Source organism: Cryptosporangium sp. NPDC051539 (genome assembly GCF_044454545.1).
GTDB lineage: Bacteria > Actinomycetota > Actinomycetes > Mycobacteriales > Cryptosporangiaceae > Cryptosporangium.
In genome coordinates this window covers 212458-231106 of record NZ_JBITDV010000006.1, presented here as the reverse complement: position 1 = coordinate 231106, position 18649 = coordinate 212458, and the positions used below count along the sequence as shown (strand labels likewise).

The window sequence follows — 18649 nt, the reverse complement described above, 5'->3', positions numbered from 1 at the left end:
AGCCGCGGCCGTCGTCCTAGGATTGCGCGCGTGACCGAGACGTTGGAGTTCCAGGCCGAGACCCGGCAGCTCATGCAGCTGATGATCCATTCGATCTACTCGAACAAGGACATCTTTCTGCGCGAACTGATTTCGAACGGCTCCGATGCGCTGGACAAACTCCGCATCGAGAGCCTGACCGATTCCGACCTCGACGTCGATCGGTCCGATCTGCACCTCGAGCTCGCCGTCGACCGGGAGGCCCGCACGCTGACCGTCCGCGACAACGGCATCGGCATGACCCGCGACGAGGTCGTCTCGCTGATCGGCACGATCGCGAAGTCGGGTACCGCCGAGATGCTGCGTCAGCTGCGCGAGGCCGACCAGAACGCTGCCCTCATCGGTCAGTTCGGCGTCGGGTTCTACTCCTCGTTCATGGTGGCTGACCAGGTCACGCTGGTGACCCGCAAAGCGGGCGAGACCACCGGTACCCGGTGGCAGTCGACCGGCGAAGGCACGTACACGATCGACGACGAGGCCGACGCTCCGCAGGGCACCGCAGTGACACTGGCTCTCAAACCGGCCGACCCCGACGACCAGCTTCATGACTATTCCGACCCGGCCGTGCTGACCAGCATCGTCAAGAAGTACTCGGACTTCATCGCCTGGCCCATTCGTCTCGACGGCGAGACGCTCAACTCGATGAAGGCGCTGTGGGCCCGGCCGCGCAGCGAGGTCACCGAGGCCGAGTACCACGAGTTCTACAAGCACGTCGCCCACGACTGGACCGACCCGCTCGAGGTCGTCCACATGAAGGCCGAAGGAGCGTTCGAGTACGAGGCGCTGCTGTTCCTGCCCGCGCGGGCGCCGTTCGACCTCTACACCCGGGACGCCGCGAGGGGCGTGCAGCTCTACGTCAAGCGCGTGTTCATCATGGCCGACTGCGAGGCGCTGATTCCGCAGTACCTGCGGTTCGTCAAGGGCGTCGTGGACGCCGCGGACCTGTCGCTGAACGTGTCGCGGGAGATCCTGCAGCAGGACCGGCAGATCCAGGCCGTGCGACGGCGGCTGGTGAAGAAGGTGCTCGGCACCCTGCGCGAGCTTCCGCCGGAGAAGTACCAGACGTTCTGGACCGAGTTCGGGCGGGCGTTCAAGGAAGGCCTGCTGGAAGACTCCGCGAACCAAGAGGCGATCCTCGACCTGCTCTCGTTCTCCTCGACCGCGGACTCCACCGCGCTGACCACGCTGCGGGAGTACGTGGAACGGCGGCCCGAGGGGCAGACCGAGATCTACTACCTGACCGGCGACTCCCGGGCGACGATCGAGAACTCGCCGCACCTGGAGGCGTTCCGGGCCAAGGGGTACGAGGTGCTGATCCTCACCGACCCGATCGACGAGGTGTGGACCGACCAGGTCACCGAGTACGACGGGATCCCGCTCAAGTCGGTGGCGAAGGGCGCGGTCGACCTGGGGTCGGCCCCGCCGGAGCCGGGCGCGTTCGGCACGCTGCTGTCGTGGATGACCGAGACGTTGTCGGAGTCCGTGAAGGAGGTCCGGCTGTCGTCGCGGCTGGTCTCCTCACCGGCCTGCGTCGTCGGTGACGCCGACGACCTGACGCCCACGCTGGAGAAGATGTACCGCGCGATGGGTCAGCCGCTGCCCCCGATCAAGCGAATCCTGGAGCTCAACCCGGAGCACCCGCTGGTGGTCGGTCTGCGCGACGCGTACGCCCGTGCCGCCGACGACCCGGCGCTCCCCGACACCGCCGAGCTGCTGTACGGGATGGCCCTGCTGGCGGAGGGCGGCGACCTCACCGACCCGGCGCGCTTCTCCCGGCTGCTGGCCGACCGCCTGGCGAAGACGCTCTGAGTGACGGCAGCGGATCGGGGCCACCGGTGGCCCCGATCTCTCGTCAGCCCGTGCGGCGCTCGGCCCAGCGGCGGACGACGCGGTCGATGTCGATCGGCATCAGGTTGAGCGGCGGCCCGATCGGGGCTACCCGGATCGCGGCGCGGATCTTCGTGTTGATCGGCTCGAGCAGATCCCAGATCTGCTGCTCGGTGCGGGCCGCGTAGGCCGCGTCCAGCGCGTCCTCGACTTCCCGGCGCAGGGCGAGCGACGGCGGCACGACCGAGAGGTTCTCGCGCTTCATCTTCTGCTTGATCCACCAGAGCGGGTCGGGCGGATCGTCGATGCCCGGGATCGGCTTTCCGGCGCCGGGCAGGTTGTCGAACTCGCCGCGCTCGATCGCGGCGCTGATCTGCCGCTCGACCCACGACTCGATCGGGCCGGTCGGCGGGGGCGGTTCGCGCTCTGCCATGCCTTCCATACTGCCCGGGAATTTTCCGGCTCTCAGGCCCGGTCGAGGTCGAACGTCGAGCAGCCGGTGAACTCGACGGTGCCGGTCAGGTGGGTCGCACCGATGCCGGTCGAGGTCAGGTTGACCATTCCGTAGCCGTCGGGCCGGTTGATCCAGGCCGTGCCGATCAGGCGCATCGTGCCGTCGGTGACGTTGCCGCTCATCCGGTAGGAGCCCGAGGGCACGTCGGAGTTGGTCGCGGTCGGGTAGAACGCGAACGTCGCGGTGAGCGCGCTGTCCTGGCCCTTGATCGTCAGCGTCAAGCCGGTCTCACCCTGGTTGCACCGGTACGTGCCCTTCCAGGTTCCGGCGACGCCCTGCTGCGTGGCCGCGGACGGGTCGGGCGCCCCCGACGGCGCCGACGGCTGGGGTTGCGCCGACGACGAAGCGGTGGCGGTCTGGGGCGGGCGTGCGGAGGTGGTCTCGCGGTTGTGCTTTCCGGTGAAGTACCCCGCGGTGAACGCGACGACGGCCAGGACCAGCGCGAGGACACCGGCGACGAGCAGCGGGATCAACAGGCTCCGCGGCCTGGGCGGTGGCGGTGGCGGCGGGCCGGGCGGTGGCGGGAGCAGCGGTAACCCGTACCCCGGTGACGCGTAGGTGCCGGGCGCCCCGGCGTCCGCATGAGGAGGGAAGCCCGGGGGTGGATAAGCCGGCGTCGTGGGCGCGGCCGGGAAGCCGGAGGCCGGCGGGTAGCCCGGCGAGGCGGGCACACCGGAGGCCGGGTAATACGGGTCGGCTCCTGAGGGCTGCACCGCGCGTCTCCAGGTGGGTCGGGTCTGCGCGGCGCAGCCTACCGCCTGTGGACAAGGCTGGTTAGGCGCGGCGGAAGTGGGAAAATGGGTCGCGTGGACGTCACTGAGTTGCTGATCGAGACCTACGACCGCATTCCCGACGAGGTCCGCGCGGCCGTCGAGGGGCTGACGCCCGAGCAGTTGCGGTGGGCGCCGTCCGAGGGGGCCAACTCGATCGGGTGGCTGGTCTGGCACCTGACGCGGGTGCACGATCATCACCTGTCCGAGGTGCTCGGCGCCGAGCAGGTGTACCTCACCGGCAACTGGGCCGCGCGGTTCGGGCGGAAGGCCGATCCGTCCGACACCGGGTACGGGCACGGTCCGGCCGAGGTCGGCGCGGTGCGGGCCGAGAGCGCACAGGCGCTGATCGACTACTACGACGCGGTGCACGCGCGGACCCGGTCGTACCTGGCCGGGCTGTCGGGCGACGACCTCGACCGGGTCGTCGACGACCGGTGGGATCCGCCGGTGACGCTCGGCGTGCGGCTGGTGAGCGTCGCCGACGACGACGCGCAGCACGCCGGTCAGGCCGCGTACGTCCGCGGTCTGCTGCCGTAGGGGCGGCCGGTGGACGCGGTACGCCGTGCGCTGACCGACGAGCGCGCCGACACGGTGGCCCAGATCAGTGCGCTGGCCAGGGATCTCGACGGCATCATCGAGGCGGCGGCGCTGGTCGCGACCGACGACGAGCACGATCCCGAGGGCACCACGATCGCGTACGAGCGGGCCCACACCGCGGCCCTGTTGTCGTCGGCCGAGGCGCGTCTCGGAGACCTCGATCGGGCGCTGGCCCGCCACGAGGCGGGTGACTACGGCCGCTGCGAGTCGTGCGGCGGCCCGATAGCCCCGGAGCGCCTGGCCGCCCGCCCGTCCGCCGCCACCTGCATCGCCTGCGCGTCCAAACCCCGCCCCTAGCGCGGGCCCCGGTCGGCAACCCGCAGCCACGTCCGTGGCGGCGGCGTCAGTGGCGGCGGCCAGCGGCGTCAGTGGCGGCGTCCCGGCGGCGACGTCCGGCAGCGGCAACCGCAACCGCAACCCGCAGCGGCGCGGGCAGCCTCCAGTAGTACGGCCCGGCCGACCGCACCCAGGCCGTGGGACGGGTGAGGACGACCCTCGATCCGGCTGTCGTGTACCCCTACCGCGTCCGCAACGCTGCCCTCAGGCCCGAAGGCGGCCGCCACCCGGGATGACCTCGCGCCGCAGCGGCGACGGCCGCCGGGCGGTGACGAGCCGCCGGACCAGCAGATACGCCCCGAACACCGACAACCCGAGCCCCACGACGACCACCGGCACGAACACCCGATGATTGGAGGCCGCGTTCTCGGCCGCCGAGATCCGCGTGATCGTGCCGCCCTGGTCGAGCACGCACATCTCGTCCGGACGCATCTCGTGCCCGTGGCACTCGTTGCCGGTCACGCCGAGGATCGCCACGACGAGCAGGAACACCCCGGTCCCGAGCGCCACCAGGCCGCCCGCGATCGACCCCCGGACCGCCCACGGCCGGGCGGCCCTCCGCTGCTCCCACGTGTTGCGCACCGCGACAGAGTCGCAGCTCGGCCGCATCGGCGTAGCCGGATCGACAACCATTGGACATCCGGCGGTCACCTGTCCCTCGATCAGGCCATCCGGCCCGGACGCGCGCGGCCGGGATCCGCCTGCTCACCCGGGACGGCTCAGTGCGGCTCGAACTCCTTCACCGCGTCGATCGAGACCCCGTGCGGCGTGTTCGCCTCCCGCTCGATCAGCACCTCGACCAGCGCGGGACGGCTGGTCCGGGCCGCCTCTTTGCGGGCCCAGTCGATCGCCTCGCGGATCTCCCCCGGCGCGCTCACCCGCCGCCCCGAGCAGCCATACGCCTCCATGATCTTCACGTTGTCGGTGCCGACCACGTCGTAGTGGATGTCGACCTCGTAGTTCATCCCGTACGGGAGCTCCGCCTGCCGGATCAGCCCGAGGTACTCGTTGTTCAGCATGATCAGCACGAACGGCACGTTGTACTGCGCCGCCACCGCGAGCTCTTCGACCAGGAACTGGAACGAGTAGTCCCCGACGACACCCACGACCTCGGCGTCCGGGGCGGCCTTCTTCACGCCGATCGCGGCCGGGATCTCCCAGCCCAGCGGCCCGGCCTGCCCGCACACCTGGTAGCGCCGCGGCTCGTGCACCTTCTGGTGCTGCCCGCCCCAGATCTGGTAGAGCCCGATCGCGGTCACGAAGTACGTGTCCGGCCCGAACGCCTCGTTGATCTCCCGGTACACCCGTGGCGCCTTCACCGGCACGTCGTCGAAGTCTTCCCGCCGGGTCAGCGTCCGGCGCAGGTGCTGCACCCGGGTGACCCACCCGTTCGGCTGCCGACGCCCGATGCGGCCCCGGGCCGCGTCCAGCAGCGCCCGAAGGAACAGTCCCGCGTCCGACACGATCCCCAGATCCGGCCCGAACACCTTCCCGAGCTGCGTCGGCTCCACGTCGACGTGGATGAACACCCGATCGCCCCGGTAGACGTCCAGCGCGCCGGTGTGCCGGTCGCCGAACCGCGCGCCCACCGCGAGCACCAGGTCGGACTCCAGGAACGACGCGTTGCCGTACCGCTGCGAGGTCTGGATCCCGGTCATCCCCGCATGCAGGTCGTGGTCGTCGTCGAGCGCGCCCTTGCCCATCAGCGTCACCTGCACCGGGACCTGCAGGTACTCGGCCAGCTCCCGCAGGTCACCGGCCGCGTCGGCCAGGATGACCCCGCCTCCGGCGAGGATCAGCGGCCGCTGCGCGGACAGCAGCAGGTCCAGCGCGCGCTCCACCCGCGGCGCGTGCGGAACGACCGGCGTCACCGGCAACGGCGCGTCGATCGTCGCGTCCCATTCGATCAGTTCTTTCTGGACGTCGAGAGGAAGGTCGACGAGCACCGGACCGGGACGCCCTTCGCGCGCGATCTGGAACGCGCGCCGGAAGACCCACGGGACCTGGGCCGCCTCTTTGACCTGGACCGCCCACTTCGTGACCGGTTTCGCGATCTCGACGATGTCGACGGCCTGGAAGGCCTCCTGGTGCAGTTTCGACGAGACGGCCTGGCCGGTGACGCAGAGGATCGGGATCGAATCGGCCTGAGCGGTGTAGAGGCCGGTGATCATGTTCGTGCCGGCCGGCCCGGACGTGCCGATCGCGACGCCGACGCCGCCGGTCGTGCGCGACCAGCCGTCGGCCATGTGGGTGGCGCCCTCCTCGTGGCGGACGATGAGGTGCTCGATGCCGCCGTCGGCCTCCAGGGCGGCGTAGAGCGGCAGGATCGCGGCGCCGGGACAGCCGAACACGGTGTCGACGCCCTCGGACTTCAGGATCTCGACGACCGCCTGCATGGCGGGGACCTTCGGCATGCGGGGACCTACCTTCCGGAGAGCGCTTCGGTGACGTGCAGCAGCGCGGAGTGGTCGAGCGAGCCGTAACCCATCGCCCGCCCGGCCGCGACCAGCTGCGCGACCAGGCCGGTGACCGGCAGCGCGACGTCCGCGCGGCGGGCCGCGTCGAGGACGATCGCCATGTCCTTGTGGTGCAGGTCGATCCGGAAGCCGGGCGTGAACTCGCGGGCGAGCATCGACTCGCGCTTGAGGTCGAGGATCCGGTTACCGGCCAGCCCACCGGCCAGGACGTCGAGGCCGGTGGCGGGATTCAGGTTCGAGCCCTCGAGCAGGACGACCGCCTCGCTGACCAGCGCGTAGATGCCCGCGACGACGAGCTGGTTCGCGGCCTTGACGACCTGGCCCGCCCCCGGTCCTCCGACGTGACGCGGGGTCCCCAGCGTCTCGAGCAGCGGCCGGGCGGCCGCGAAGTCGTTCTCGTCGCCACCGACCATGATCGACAGCGAGGCCTGCCGGGCCCCGGTCTGGCCGCCGGAGACCGGCGCGTCGAGGGCACCGAAGCCCTGGCCGGCCGCTTTCGCCGCGATCGTGGCCGACGTCTCCGGGCGGATCGTGCTCAGGTCGATCAGCAGGGTGCCGGTGCCGGCCGAGTCGAGGACGCCGTGGTCGCCCAGCACCACGTCTTCGACCTGGGGATGGTTCGGCAGCATCGTCATCACGACGTCGGCGCCGTCGACCGCCTCGCGGACGCTCGCGGCCGCGAGGCCGCCGTCGGCGGCGAACGCTTCCACCGCCGGGGGGTGGACGTCGTAGCCGGCGACGTCGTGCCCGGCCTTCACGAGGTGCCGGGACATCGGCGCCCCCATGACGCCCAAGCCGATGAACGCGATCTTCATGGTGCGACCTCCGCGGGGGTGAGCCAGCCGAAGCTGTCGGCGCTGGCGCCGGTAGGGGCGTATTCGAGGCCGACCCAGCCGCGGTAACCGTTCGCGGCGAGGCGGGCGAGGTGGTGCTGGACGCGGATCGCCCCGGTGCCGGGCTGGTGGCGCCCCGGGGCGTCGGCGATCTGGACGTGCCCGATCCGGGACGTGTGCCGGGTGATCACCGTGTCCAGGTCGTCGCCGTTGACCGCCAGGTGGTAGAGGTCGGCGAGCAGCCGGATGTTCGTGCGGCCCGGCAGCCGATCGATGACCTCGAGCGCGTCGACGGCCGTGCGCAGCGGGTACCGGGGTGCGCCGGAGAGCGGCTCGATCAGCACGTCGGCGTCGATGCGGGAGGCCGCGTGGGCGGCGAGCACGAGCGCCTCGGTGGCGACGTCGTCCTGCTCGGCGGCGTCGATGCCGTCGAGACGGTTGCCGTAGAGCGCGTTGAAGGCGCGGCAGCCGAGCTGGGCGGCGATGCCGATCGCGATGCTGACGCTGTCGAGGAACTCACCGGTACGGCCGGGCCAGGACAGGACCCCCCGGTCGCCGCGGGACAGGTCGCCGCCGAAGAAGTTCAGGCCGACGAGCCGGACCCCGGCGTCCCTGATCGCGCCGACGAACCGGTCGACCTCCACGTCGGACGGTACGGCCTCGGCGAACGGCCACCAGAACTCCACCGCGTCGAACCCCGCCAGGCGCGCCGCCTCCGGCCGTTCCAGCAGCGGCAACTCGGTGAACAGGATCGAGAGATTGACGTCGTACCGTACGGGATCCGTCATAGATTGCATTCTGTATGCAGTATGTAGCGACAGTCAACGCCATCGTTCGGGAGAGTTTCGCGACGCGGCCGGGCCGCGTCAGTCCGAAGTGGGCGCGCCGGCGTCGGGCGGGGCGGCGGCCGCCCGGGACTCGGCTCCGCCGGGTGGCTCGGATTCCAGCAGATCGGCCACCCGGCAGCCGAGGGCCGCACAGATCATGTCGAGCTCATCGAGGCGCACGGCCGTGGGCGGGCCGTTCCACCAGGACGCGACCTTGCCCAGCGAGGGCGAGTAGCCCACCGCGCGGCACGCCGCGTGCAGGTCGGCGGGACGCCAGATGTCAGCGTTCGCCGCGACCCAGCGCAAGTTCCACCGCACCGCACACTCCCTCGCCGTGGAGATCAGACGCTACCGTTCAGAGCTGCTCCCGGAGAAGCGCGGCGGTCTCGGTGGGGGTGCGGCCGACTCGGACTCCGGCGGCTTCCAGCGCCTTCTGTTTGGCGTCGGCGGTGCCGGAGCCGCCGGAGACGAGGGCGCCGGCGTGGCCCATCGTCTTGCCCTCGGGGGCGGTGAACCCGGCGACGTAGCCGACTACCGGCTTGGTCACGTGCTCGGCGATGAAATCCGCGGCCCGCTCCTCGGCGTCGCCGCCGATCTCGCCGATCATCACGATCGCCTCGGTCTGCGGATCGTCCTCGAACGCCCGCAGGCAGTCGACGTGCGTGGTGCCGACGATCGGGTCTCCCCCGATGCCGACACAGGTCGAGAACCCGAGGTCACGCAGCTCGTGCATGAGCTGGTAGGTGAGCGTGCCGGACTTCGACACCAGCCCGATCTTCCCCGGGCCGGCGATGTCGGCCGGGATGATGCCCGCGTTCGATTTCCCCGGGCTGATCAGTCCCGGGCAGTTCGGCCCGATGATCCGCGTCGTGTTCCCGGCCGCGACCGCGTGCGCCCAGAGCGAGGCGGTGTCGTGCACCGGCACCCCTTCGGTGATGACGACGGCCAGCGGGATGCCGGCCCGCACCGCCTCCAGCCCGGCCGCCAGCGTGTGCGCGGGCGGCACGAAGATCACCGTCGCGTCCGCGCCGGTCTCGGCCATCGCCTCGGCGAGATCGGCGAACACCGGCAGCTTCACCCCGTCGAAGTCGACGCTCGTGCCGGCTTTCCGCGGGTTCACGCCACCGACGACGGTCGTGCCCGCGGTGAGCATCCGCCGGGTGTGCTTGCTGCCTTCGGCGCCGGTCATCCCCTGGACGATCACCCGGCTCTTCTCGGTCAGCCAGATCGCCATCTCACGCCTCCTGAGCTGCGAGCTCGGCGGCGCGAGCGGCCGCGCCGTCCATCGTGTCGACCAGTTCGAGCCCGGGCAGCGCGGCCACCCGCAGGATCCGCCGTCCCTCGTCGGCGCGGTTGCCGTCGAGCCGGACGACGACCGGGCGGTCGATCGGCTCACCGCGGCTCCGCAGCAGCGCGAACGCCCGGACGATGCCGTCGGCCACCGCGTCGCACGCGGTGATGCCGCCGAAGACGTTCACCAGCACCGAGCGGACCCCGGGGTCGGACAGCACGACCTCGAGCCCGTTCGCCATGACCTCGGCCGAGGCCCCGCCGCCGAGGTCGAGGAAGTTCGCGGGCCGCACCCGGTGGGCTTCGCCCGCGTAGGCGACGACGTCCAGCGTGGACATCACCAGGCCGGCGCCGTTGCCGATCACGCCGACCTGCCCGTCGAGCCGGACGTAGTTGAGGTTCCGGGCCCGTGCCTTCGCCTCCAGCGGGTCGGCCGCGCCGAGATCCCGGAATCCGGCGTGCCCGGGGTGCCGGTACTGCGCGTTGTCGTCCAGCGTCACCTTGCCGTCGAGCGCGACGATCGCCCCGCCGGCGTCCCGGACCAGCGGGTTCACCTCGACCAGCAGCGCGTCTTCGGCGACGAACGTCGTCCACAGGCGTTGCACGGCCTCGGCCGACGCGGACGGGAGCCCGGCCGCGGACACGATCTGAGCGGCCTTGGCCGCGTCGACGCCGGTCAGCGGGTCGATCGGGATCCGGACCAAGGCCCCGGGGTTCGAGACCGCGGTCTCCTCGATCTCGACACCGCCCTCGACCGACGCCATCGCGAGGAACGTGCGGTTGGCCCGGTCGAGCAGGTACGAGAAGTAGTACTCGTCGGCGATGTCGGTGGCCGTGGTGACGAGCACTTTCCCGACCCGGTGGCCCTTGATGTCCATTCCGAGGATGTCGTCGGCCTTCCGCCTCGCCTCGTCGGGGTGCGGCGCGAGTTTGACCCCGCCGGCCTTGCCCCGGCCGCCGGTCTTCACCTGCGCCTTGATCACTACCGCGCCTCCGAGGCCGAGGGCAGCGGCCCGCGCATCCTCCCCGGTTTCGGCGACGACGCCCGGCAGCACCGGGACGTCGTGCGACGCGAAGAGTTCCCTGGCCTGGTACTCGTACAGGTCCACAGCCACCGTCCTGGGGGTCGTGCGGATGGAGTGTGACCAGAGTAACGTCGCGTCCATACTGTATGCAATATGCTAGTCGACAATCTGCCCTGGACAGTCAGCGTTGACCGGTGGAACATGAGGACGCCGCATACGGTATGCAGTCTTCAGTCCGCGGCAACACCGAGGAGTTGAGGAACATGAGCCAGACCACGACGGAGCCGTCCACCGAGGCTGACGCGACCGCCGCGATACTGCGGCAGCGGAGCGAGGATCCCGACCGGATCTCCGGCGGGCATCTCGTCGCGAAGGCGCTGAAGGCGGAAGGCGTCGATGTCATCTTCACCCTCTGCGGCGGGCACATCATCGACATCTACGACGGCTGCGTCGACGAGGGCATCGCGGTCGTGGACGTCCGGCACGAGCAGGTCGCGGCCCACGCCGCCGACGGCTACGCGCGGATCACCGGCAAGCCGGGCGTCGCCGTGGTGACGGCCGGTCCGGGCACGACGGACGCGGTCACCGGCGTCGCGAACGCGTTCCGGGCCGAGAGCCCGATGCTGCTCATCGGCGGGCAGGGCGCGCTGAGCCAGCACAAGATGGGCTCGCTGCAAGACCTCCCGCACGTCGACATGATGACGCCGATCACGAAGTTCGCCGCGACCGTGCCGCACACCACCCGCAGCGCGGACATGGTCTCGATGGCGTTCCGCGAGTGCTACCACGGTGCCCCCGGCCCGTCGTTCCTCGAGATCCCCCGCGACGTACTGGACGCCGAGGTCGATCTGGCCGACTGCACGATCCCCGAGCCCGGCCGCTACCGGGCGTCGACGAAGAGCGCCGGTGACCCCGCTTCCGTGCAGCGGCTGGCCGACCTCCTGCAGCGGGCGTCCAAACCGGTGGTGCTGCTGGGCTCGCAGGTGTGGACCGGGCGCGGAACCGACGCGGCGATCGACTTCGCGCGGACGCTCGACATCCCGGTGTTCATGAACGGCTCGGCCCGGGGTTCGCTGCCGCCCGGCGACCCGCACCACTTCCACCTCTCCCGCCGGTACGCGTTCAACCAGGCCGACGTCATCGTGATCGTGGGAACGCCGTTCGACTTCCGGATGGGGTACGGGCGGCGGCTGCCGTCGGCCGCGACCGTGGTCCAGATCGACATGGACTACCGGACCGTCGGAAAGAACCGGGACATCGACCTGGGCATCGTCGGAGACCCGGGCGCGGTGCTGGCCGCGGTGACCCGGGCGGTGACCGGGCCGGTCTCGTCGCGCCGCGCGTGGTTCGAGGAACTGCGCGCCGAGGAGGAATCGGCCTACCAGAAGCGGCTGCCGAAGCAGCTGTCGGACGCCTCCCCGATCCACCCGCTGCGGCTGGCGCACGAGATCAACGAGTTCCTGACTCCCGACTCCGTGTTCGTCGGGGACGGCGGCGACATCGTGACGTTCTCCGGCGGGGTCGTGCAGCCGAAGACGCCCGGTCACTGGATGGACCCGGGCCCGCTCGGGACGCTCGGCGTCGGGATCCCGTTCGTGCTGGCGGCGAAGTACGCGCGGCCCGAGAAGGAGGTCGTGGCTCTGTTCGGCGACGGCGCGTTCTCGCTGACCGGCTGGGACTTCGAGACGCTGGTCCGATTCAACCTCCCGTTCGTCGGGGTGGTCGGCAACAACTCGTCGATGAACCAGATCCGGTACGGCCAGCTGCGGAAGTACGGCGAGGCCCGCCAGCGCGTGGGCAACACGCTCGGCGACGTCCACTACGACAAGTTCGCCCAGATGCTGGGCGGGTACGGCGAGGAGGTCCGCGACCCGGCCGACATCGGCCCGGCGCTGCGGCGGGCCCGGGAGAGCGGCCTGCCGTCGCTGATCAACGTCTGGGTCGACCCCGACGCCTACGCGCCCGGCACGATGAACCAGACCATGTACAAGTAGACGCGCTGCACGGCCCGCTGAGAGCGACGGCCGTCAGCTGTCGCTCTCAGCGGGCTCCACCTCAGAACTGAGAATCGCCTAGGCGGTACTCTCGGTGGCCATCCGGCTACTAGGGAGCGCTCCGGCAATGACCGAAGGTCACGCGGCGCGCGCCTATCGCGCGTACCTGTTCGGCGTTGCCGAGTACGACGACGACAGCTTTGCTCCCCTCCCGTTCGTCACCGACGATCTGGCCGCGCTCGGTCCCGCACTGACCGACGTCGGTTACGACGTCCGGATCCACGACGAGCCACGCGCCGACCTCGGACGCATGCGCCGGGAGATCGAACGGTTCTTCTCCGGCGCGCAACCGGGCCAGCGCCTGCTGCTGGTGCTGAGCGGCCACGGCATCCGTAGCCGGGGTCGGGACTACCTGGTTCCGTCCAGCGCGAGCTCGGAGGCCTGGGATCTGCCCCAGGAGTGCGTCTCGCTGGACTTCGTCGGCAACGCGATCTCCCGGAGCCGATGCGGCGACGTCGTCGTGGTCGTCGACGCCTGCCGGCGAGACGTGGATCCGCCGGTGAAGGCGAAACGGATCGGCGGGCACCTCGCCGCGGTCGCGCGGCCCGGCCACCCGACGACGACGTACGTCCACGCCTGCGCGCCCGGCGGGCTCGCGCACGTGGAGACCTCCGCGGGCGGGCCCCGCAGCGCGTTCACCCGCGCGATGACCGACGTGCTCCGGAGCAGCGACCGGCCGGCCCGGCTCGGCGACTTCTTCGACGAGGTCCAGCGCATGATCGACGGCGGCGAGGTTTCCGGCGGGCATCGGAGCCAGAAGATCGAGGTGGACGGCCCGGCCCGGCCGGTTCTGCTGTTCGATCCGGCGTCCGGTCCGGCGGTGTCCGACGAGCATCCCTGGATCATCGAAGTCCGCGATCACCCGGTCTGGTGGCAACTCCCGGAGACGGCCGGCGTCCGCTCCGGGGTGCGGGACGTCCTCGTCGCACTGACCCGCACGTGGGCGTCGTCGTTCGAACGCGATCTCCGGACGCTCGGCGGCGACGACTGGCTGGACCGCAACCTGGCGCCGCGGACCGCACGCCAGGTCGGACGGCTCGTCGACCGGGTCGTCCGGTCCGCCCGCCGGATGGACGACGACGATTCCGACGAGGTTCCCACGATCACCGCGGCCGAGGCGGCGCTGCTCGCCGGTTTCCCGTTCCTGCAGCAGGCGCACTGGGCAGCGCGCGCGGTCGCCCGGCGGGCCGCCCTCGACGTGCTGGACGACCGGGCCGCGGTGGGTCACGCCGCCTTCCGGGACTTCGCCGACACCCACCCCCGGCTGATCCGCCGGCTCGACCGGCTGACCGCCGGGCCGGATCGGGACGGCCTGCGCTGGTGGTTGCTGCACCGCTGGATCACCCGGGACCTCTCCGCCTACCGTCCGGACCCGCCGCCGCACCCGGACCCGGACGCCGGCCCGCTCGGGCCGTTGGTGGCCGGCGCGTTCGACGGTGAGACGGTCGAGCGGCTGCTCGCCGCCCATCGGCTCGGTCCGCGCGAGCTCACCGCCGGGTACACCGAGCCGGCGTGGCCCGCCCACGTGCCCGGACCGGCCGACGTCCGCCGCACCCTGGTGACGGTCCTGCTGGTCGCCGCGCACCGCTTCGCGATCGACCCGCTCTCGCTCCCGGACGTCGTCGTCGATCACCTCGGCATCCCGGACCCGGTAGCGCTCGACGAGGTCCGGGACACGCTGCGCGGCACGACCTGGGTCCGCCGCAGCCGGGTCCAGGTCCTCTCCGCGAGCTGCACCCATCCGGCCGTCGACCGGGCTCTGCAGCACCACGTCGCGCAGACCGCCGCACTGTTGAGCAGCGTCAACCTGGCCTACGCGGGGTCGCCGCTCGGAGAGCTGCCCGCCGGTGCGGTGGCCGACCGGGTCCGGGCCGGCACCGATGCCACCGGCCGGCCCCGGTACGACGCGAAGGGGTTCCGATTCCGGCTGGCCGCCGACCGGATCCAGGAACTGCTCATGGGCGAGCAGCTCTACGGCGACCGGACGCTGGCGCTGCGCGAGCTCTACCAGAACTCGCTGGACGCCTGCCGGTTCCGGGCCGCGCGCACCCAGTTCCTCCGCCGGACCCGGAGTGCGGAGATCTCCTGGGCGGGCGAGATCTCGTTCACCCAGGGCGTCGACGAGAAGGGCGAGTTCGTCCGGTGTCACGACACCGGCGTCGGGATGAGCGAGATGGAGCTGGCCGACGCGTTCTCCTACGCCGGGGCCCGGTTCACCGAGCTGCCGACGTTCGCCGAGGAGAAGGCCGAGTGGTACCGGCACGGCATCCCGTTCGCCGCGAACAGCCGGTTCGGCATCGGCGTGCTGAGCTACTTCATGCTCGCCGACGAGTTCACGGTCGAGACGTGTCAGTACCGTCGGGACGGGACGTTCGGCCGCCGGCTCCGGGTGCTCATCTCGGGTCCGGACTCCATCGCCCGCATCCACGACGAGGGCCCCGGCACCGAGTCGTTCACCACCGTGACGCTCTACCTGCGCGAGGACGGACCGCGGATCTCCTGCGTCGAGACCCTGCGGCGGCTGCTCTGGATCGCGGAGTTCAGCACCCGGGCCGGCTCCGCTTCGGAGGCGCTGACCTGGAAGCCCGGGCAGTTGTCCGACTCCGCACCGGTCGGCACCGAGAGTCCCGGGTCCAGGGATGTCGGCCGGAGGATCACCCGGGTCGTTCCCGGGCACACGGCTGATCTCTGGTGGTGCGACGGACCCGGCGCGGTGCTCGCGGACGGACTCTGGGTCAGCGCGGGCACGTACGGCACGGTCGTCAACCTGCGAGCCGGGAACGCGCCGGAGCTGACCGTCGATCGCACCCGGCTGCTGCGCACCGACACCGAGCTGATCGGCCGGATCGTCCGCCAGGGGATCGACGCCCTGCTCGCCGCACCGGATCCGCTGGTGACCCCGGAGTGGCTCGGTGCGCTGGTGCAGCACGATCAACGGATCGCGGACGCCGTCGCGCGGGCCGCGATCGAGCGGCCGCTCCGGCCCTGGCGGATCAACGGCGTCGAGTGCGACATCCGCGTGACGGGATGCTTTCCGCCCGACCTCTCGCTCCTCGTCACCGGCGAAGCTCCGCGCTACGAACTCTCGTCCCGCAAGGGGCACGAACCGAGCCTCTCGCAGCAGTTCAAACTGTCGGAGCAGACCGGCTCCTGGCGGCTCCTCGCCTGGGCCGCGGCTGGTCTGGTCCCGCCGCTGCGCGCTCTCCCGGCACCGGCCGTTCCCGCGCCGGCGCTCCCCTCCGACGCCTTCCTCCTCGATGCCTGGATGCCGGACGTCGCGCCCCGGTACCTGCGGTCACACGTGCTCGACGTCGCGTTCCGGTGCGATCGGGCCCCGGCCGACGTCGTCACCCGGCTGACCGAACTCGGCTATCCGATCGGCTCCGGCCGATGGCCGTCTGCTCCGCTCAGCGCTTCCGACCGGAAGCTCCTCCCGAACCCTCGGCCCGCACAGTACGACCGCGCGGCCGGCGGCGACGAGGACGACGTGCTGATCGTGCCGTGGCACTACGTCCTCGACGCCGCGGTCCGGCAAGACAGCGCTCCCCAGGACATCGTGGAGCGCTATGCCGCTCTGGGGTTCCGCACCGCCCGCGGGCCGCGGATCGAGGCTCCGCTGTCGGCCGACGACCGGTGCCTGATCGGGCGCGGGCTGGGCGACGAGTGGGACGCGTTCGACGACGGCACGTTCACCGGCGCACTCGACGCCAGGGAACCGGTGCCGAACGGGCACGTCCTCGCGGTCTCGATCCGGGTCGGCCGCAGCCCCGGGGAGCTGGCGACCCGTCTGACCGAACTCGGGTACCACCAGACCGTGGCCGGACCGTGGCCGGACACCACGCTCACGGAAGCTGACCTGCCGCTCCTCCGTGGTAGCCACTACGGCGGGTACGCCTACGAGCGCGGCGGCCGGACGGCCGCGCTCGAGGTCCATGCGGTCGCCGTCAGCCTCGGACGCGAGCCGGCCGACGTCTTCACCCGTTATGCGGAACTCGGGTACGACGTCGAACCCGACCGGTCGCCCGGCGCGCCGCTCACGGAATTCGACCTGAGCCTGGCCGGGCCGGATTTCGGGGGCACCGAACCCTGGCGCAGTCTCACGGACCCGATGCCGCTCAGCCTGCTGAGCCGGATGGCCGTTCAACACGGGCTCACTCTGGGGGAGATCGCGGCCCGCTGCCGCCGGCTCGGCTACCGCCTTGCGCGTCCGATTCCGTTCGAGGGCCCTCTCACCGGGAACGACCTGGCGCTCACCAGCCGCTATCCCGCTTCGCCGAACGACGGGAGCGGCGAACTGCTCGACCGCGACGACCCGGTGCCCGTCGCACACGTCCTGATCGCGGCGAGTGTTCTCGGCTGGTCGCCGGCCCGGGCCGCCGCCCGCCTCACCGAGCTCGGACTGCGTGTCGCTCCCATTGCCTGGGCCGGCCTGACCCTCACGCCCGACGATCACGCGTTGCTCGGCAACGAGCCGCCGGAATACGGTCACCGGCTCTCGGGCTACCGGCCGATGTCCGTCGCGCAGGTCCATTCGCTGGCGGACGGGCTCCGGTGGAGTCCGGCCCAGGTGGCGGCCCGCTGCACCAGGCTCGGCTTCACCCTCTGGGACGGCCACTGGCCGGCCGAGGTCCTCACCCGAATCGACCGCGTGCTGGCCAACCGGCACTATCAGACCGACAGTGGCGACGACGACACGGTCCCGGCCGGCGAAATCGCGTCCGCGGCCGCGGGATTGAGGCGGTCCGCCGCGGACGTCGCCGCCCGCTACGCCGAACTCGGCTACCGCGTGGCTGCCGGGCCCTGGCCGGACACCACGTTCAACGAGTCAGACGTGTCGCCCAACCAGGTCAGAAACGACAACGACGGCTACGACGACCGCACCCGATACACCGACGACGGCTGGCCCGGCTACGACGAGGAGATCCGCAGTGGCCAGATCCTGCTGGTCGCGGCCCGCACGAAGCGCGCCCCGGCGGACCTCGCGGCCCGCTACGCCGAACTCGGGTACGCGACCGCGCCCGGCCCCTGGCCCGGCGAACCACTCACCGACGACGACACCGGGCTGGTCGGCCCGGGCCGGACCGGCTCGTGGCTCGACCTCGAACGTCCGCTGACCTTCCTCGATCTCCTGCACGCGCTGACCACTCGTTCCGAGCTCGGCCGGATCGCGGCCCGGTACGCCGAGCTCGGGTACACCCTCCCGACCGGCCTGACGATCGCCGGCTAAGCGCCCTTTTCGACCGGGACCTGCGGGTTCTTCGCCACCTCGGCCGCCCTCGCGTGGTAGGTCTTCCTCGTCCGCTCGGTGTGTCTGCGCATCAGGTCACCGGCCTTGCGGGCGTTGCCACCGGCGATCACTTCGATGATCTCGCGGTGCTCGTCCCAGGCTTCCTGGCCCCGCGACCGGGCGATCGGGCGGTAGTACCACCGCACCCGGCTGTCGACGATACCGATCAGCTCGGAGAGCACCTTGTTGCCGGACATCGTCATGATCTGCGCGTGCAGCGCGGCGTTCGCGGCGACCATGCCGGCCTCGTCGTCGGCGGCCACCGCCGCCTCGCCCACCGACTGGAGGCCCCACAACTGCTCCACCAACGCCGGGGTGCCGTTCGCGGCCGCGAGCCGGGCCGACTCCGCCTCCAGCAGGGTCCGGGCGGCGAGGAGCTGATCGGCCTCTTCGGCCGTCGGCGTGTGCACGAACGCGCCGAGGCCGGGACGCAGATCGACCCAGCCCTCGGTGTGCAGGCGCTGCAGCGCCTCGCGCACCGGCTGCCGGGAGACACCGAGCTGAGCCGCGAGCTCCTGCTCGACCAGGTGCTCGCCCGGCTGGAGCTCGCCGCTGATGATCATGTCGGCGATCTCGTCGGTGACCACCTGACGCAGAGGCGCCGGCCGCTCCAACGGTTTCCGCCGGGAGCGTGCCGCCCGGGCCGGGCTGATCTCGGTCATCGGTCCTCCGGCGGTGTCGCCCCGCGCACTGTCGGTTTACAGCATACAGTCGGTCACATACCGGGTGCGCCCACGTCGGCGCGCCGACGCGCGGGCCGGCCACGCAGG

General features: G+C 71.5%; 15 protein-coding genes. 5 read left to right on the top strand and 10 right to left on the bottom strand.

Annotation, left to right across the window (positions count from 1 at the left end; genetic code table 11):
* Nucleotides 1-21: 21 nt before the first annotated feature.
* Nucleotides 22-1848 (top strand): molecular chaperone HtpG, encoded by a 1827-nt coding sequence (gene htpG / locus ACIBZJ_RS20220; protein WP_395932291.1) that lies wholly within the window; start codon nt 22-24, stop codon nt 1846-1848.
* 43 nt (nt 1849-1891) lie between these two features.
* Here htpG and ACIBZJ_RS20215 read toward each other — a convergent pair whose 3' ends face one another.
* Nucleotides 1892-2299: a DUF1992 domain-containing protein gene (locus ACIBZJ_RS20215; protein ID WP_395931668.1), complete on the bottom strand. Its 408-nt coding sequence runs from the start codon at nt 2297-2299 to the stop codon at nt 1892-1894.
* 32 nt (nt 2300-2331) lie between these two features.
* On the bottom strand, nt 2332-3093 hold the full coding sequence (locus ACIBZJ_RS20210; RefSeq protein WP_395931666.1) for a hypothetical protein: 762 nt from the start codon (nt 3091-3093) through the stop codon (nt 2332-2334).
* A gap of 93 nt (nt 3094-3186) precedes the next feature.
* Here ACIBZJ_RS20210 and ACIBZJ_RS20205 point away from each other — a divergent pair, with 93 nt between their 5' ends.
* Nucleotides 3187-3690 (top strand): DUF664 domain-containing protein, encoded by a 504-nt coding sequence (locus tag ACIBZJ_RS20205; protein WP_395931664.1) that lies wholly within the window; start codon nt 3187-3189, stop codon nt 3688-3690.
* Nucleotides 3691-3699: 9 nt separating this feature from the next.
* On the top strand, nt 3700-4047 hold the full coding sequence (locus ACIBZJ_RS20200) for a TraR/DksA family transcriptional regulator (RefSeq protein ID WP_395931662.1): 348 nt from the start codon (nt 3700-3702) through the stop codon (nt 4045-4047).
* A gap of 243 nt (nt 4048-4290) precedes the next feature.
* On the opposite strand, the gene ACIBZJ_RS20195 is transcribed toward ACIBZJ_RS20200, so the two are convergent.
* The 7 genes from ACIBZJ_RS20195 to sucC all read right to left on the bottom strand — a co-directional run bounded on the left by ACIBZJ_RS20195 (nt 4291) and on the right by sucC (nt 10622).
* Entirely contained in the window at nt 4291-4668 is a 378-nt protein-coding gene (locus ACIBZJ_RS20195) for a hypothetical protein (protein WP_395931660.1), read from the bottom strand.
* Nucleotides 4669-4805: 137 nt separating this feature from the next.
* Nucleotides 4806-6500: a glyoxylate carboligase gene (gene gcl, locus ACIBZJ_RS20190; RefSeq protein WP_395931658.1), complete on the bottom strand. Its 1695-nt coding sequence runs from the start codon at nt 6498-6500 to the stop codon at nt 4806-4808.
* Nucleotides 6501-6508: 8 nt separating this feature from the next.
* Nucleotides 6509-7378 carry an NAD(P)-dependent oxidoreductase gene (locus tag ACIBZJ_RS20185; protein WP_395931656.1) on the bottom strand — a complete coding sequence of 290 codons (870 nt, stop codon included), beginning with the start codon at nt 7376-7378 and terminating at the stop codon, nt 6509-6511.
* The gene (locus ACIBZJ_RS20180; protein ID WP_395931654.1) at nt 7375-8184 is read right to left on the bottom strand and encodes a hydroxypyruvate isomerase family protein; all 810 of its coding nucleotides are present in this window, start codon (nt 8182-8184) and stop codon (nt 7375-7377) included. The genes ACIBZJ_RS20185 and ACIBZJ_RS20180 overlap by 4 nt, the downstream gene beginning before the upstream one ends.
* Before the next feature lie 78 nt (nt 8185-8262).
* On the bottom strand, nt 8263-8541 hold the full coding sequence (locus tag ACIBZJ_RS20175; protein WP_395931652.1) for a helix-turn-helix domain-containing protein: 279 nt from the start codon (nt 8539-8541) through the stop codon (nt 8263-8265).
* Between the two features lie 37 nt (nt 8542-8578).
* Nucleotides 8579-9457 carry a succinate--CoA ligase subunit alpha gene (gene sucD / locus ACIBZJ_RS20170; protein WP_395931650.1) on the bottom strand — a complete coding sequence of 293 codons (879 nt, stop codon included), beginning with the start codon at nt 9455-9457 and terminating at the stop codon, nt 8579-8581.
* A gap of 1 nt (nt 9458) precedes the next feature.
* Complete coding sequence (gene sucC / locus ACIBZJ_RS20165; protein ID WP_395932289.1) at nt 9459-10622, bottom strand: ADP-forming succinate--CoA ligase subunit beta; 1164 nt, start codon at nt 10620-10622, stop codon at nt 9459-9461.
* A gap of 179 nt (nt 10623-10801) precedes the next feature.
* Between sucC and ACIBZJ_RS20160 the strand changes: the two genes are divergently transcribed.
* Together ACIBZJ_RS20160 and ACIBZJ_RS20155 are read left to right on the top strand one after the other, a co-directional pair.
* Nucleotides 10802-12532 (top strand): thiamine pyrophosphate-binding protein, encoded by a 1731-nt coding sequence (locus ACIBZJ_RS20160; RefSeq protein ID WP_395931648.1) that lies wholly within the window; start codon nt 10802-10804, stop codon nt 12530-12532.
* Between the two features lie 127 nt (nt 12533-12659).
* Nucleotides 12660-17819, top strand: a complete 5160-nt coding sequence (locus ACIBZJ_RS20155) for a caspase family protein (RefSeq protein ID WP_395931646.1) — start codon at nt 12660-12662, stop codon at nt 17817-17819.
* Here the strand turns inward: ACIBZJ_RS20155 and ACIBZJ_RS20150 are convergent.
* Nucleotides 17816-18541 (bottom strand): GntR family transcriptional regulator, encoded by a 726-nt coding sequence (locus ACIBZJ_RS20150; protein WP_395931644.1) that lies wholly within the window; start codon nt 18539-18541, stop codon nt 17816-17818. The two genes, ACIBZJ_RS20155 and ACIBZJ_RS20150, sit on opposite strands and share 4 nt — an antisense overlap.
* Between the last annotated feature and the right edge of the window lie 108 nt (nt 18542-18649).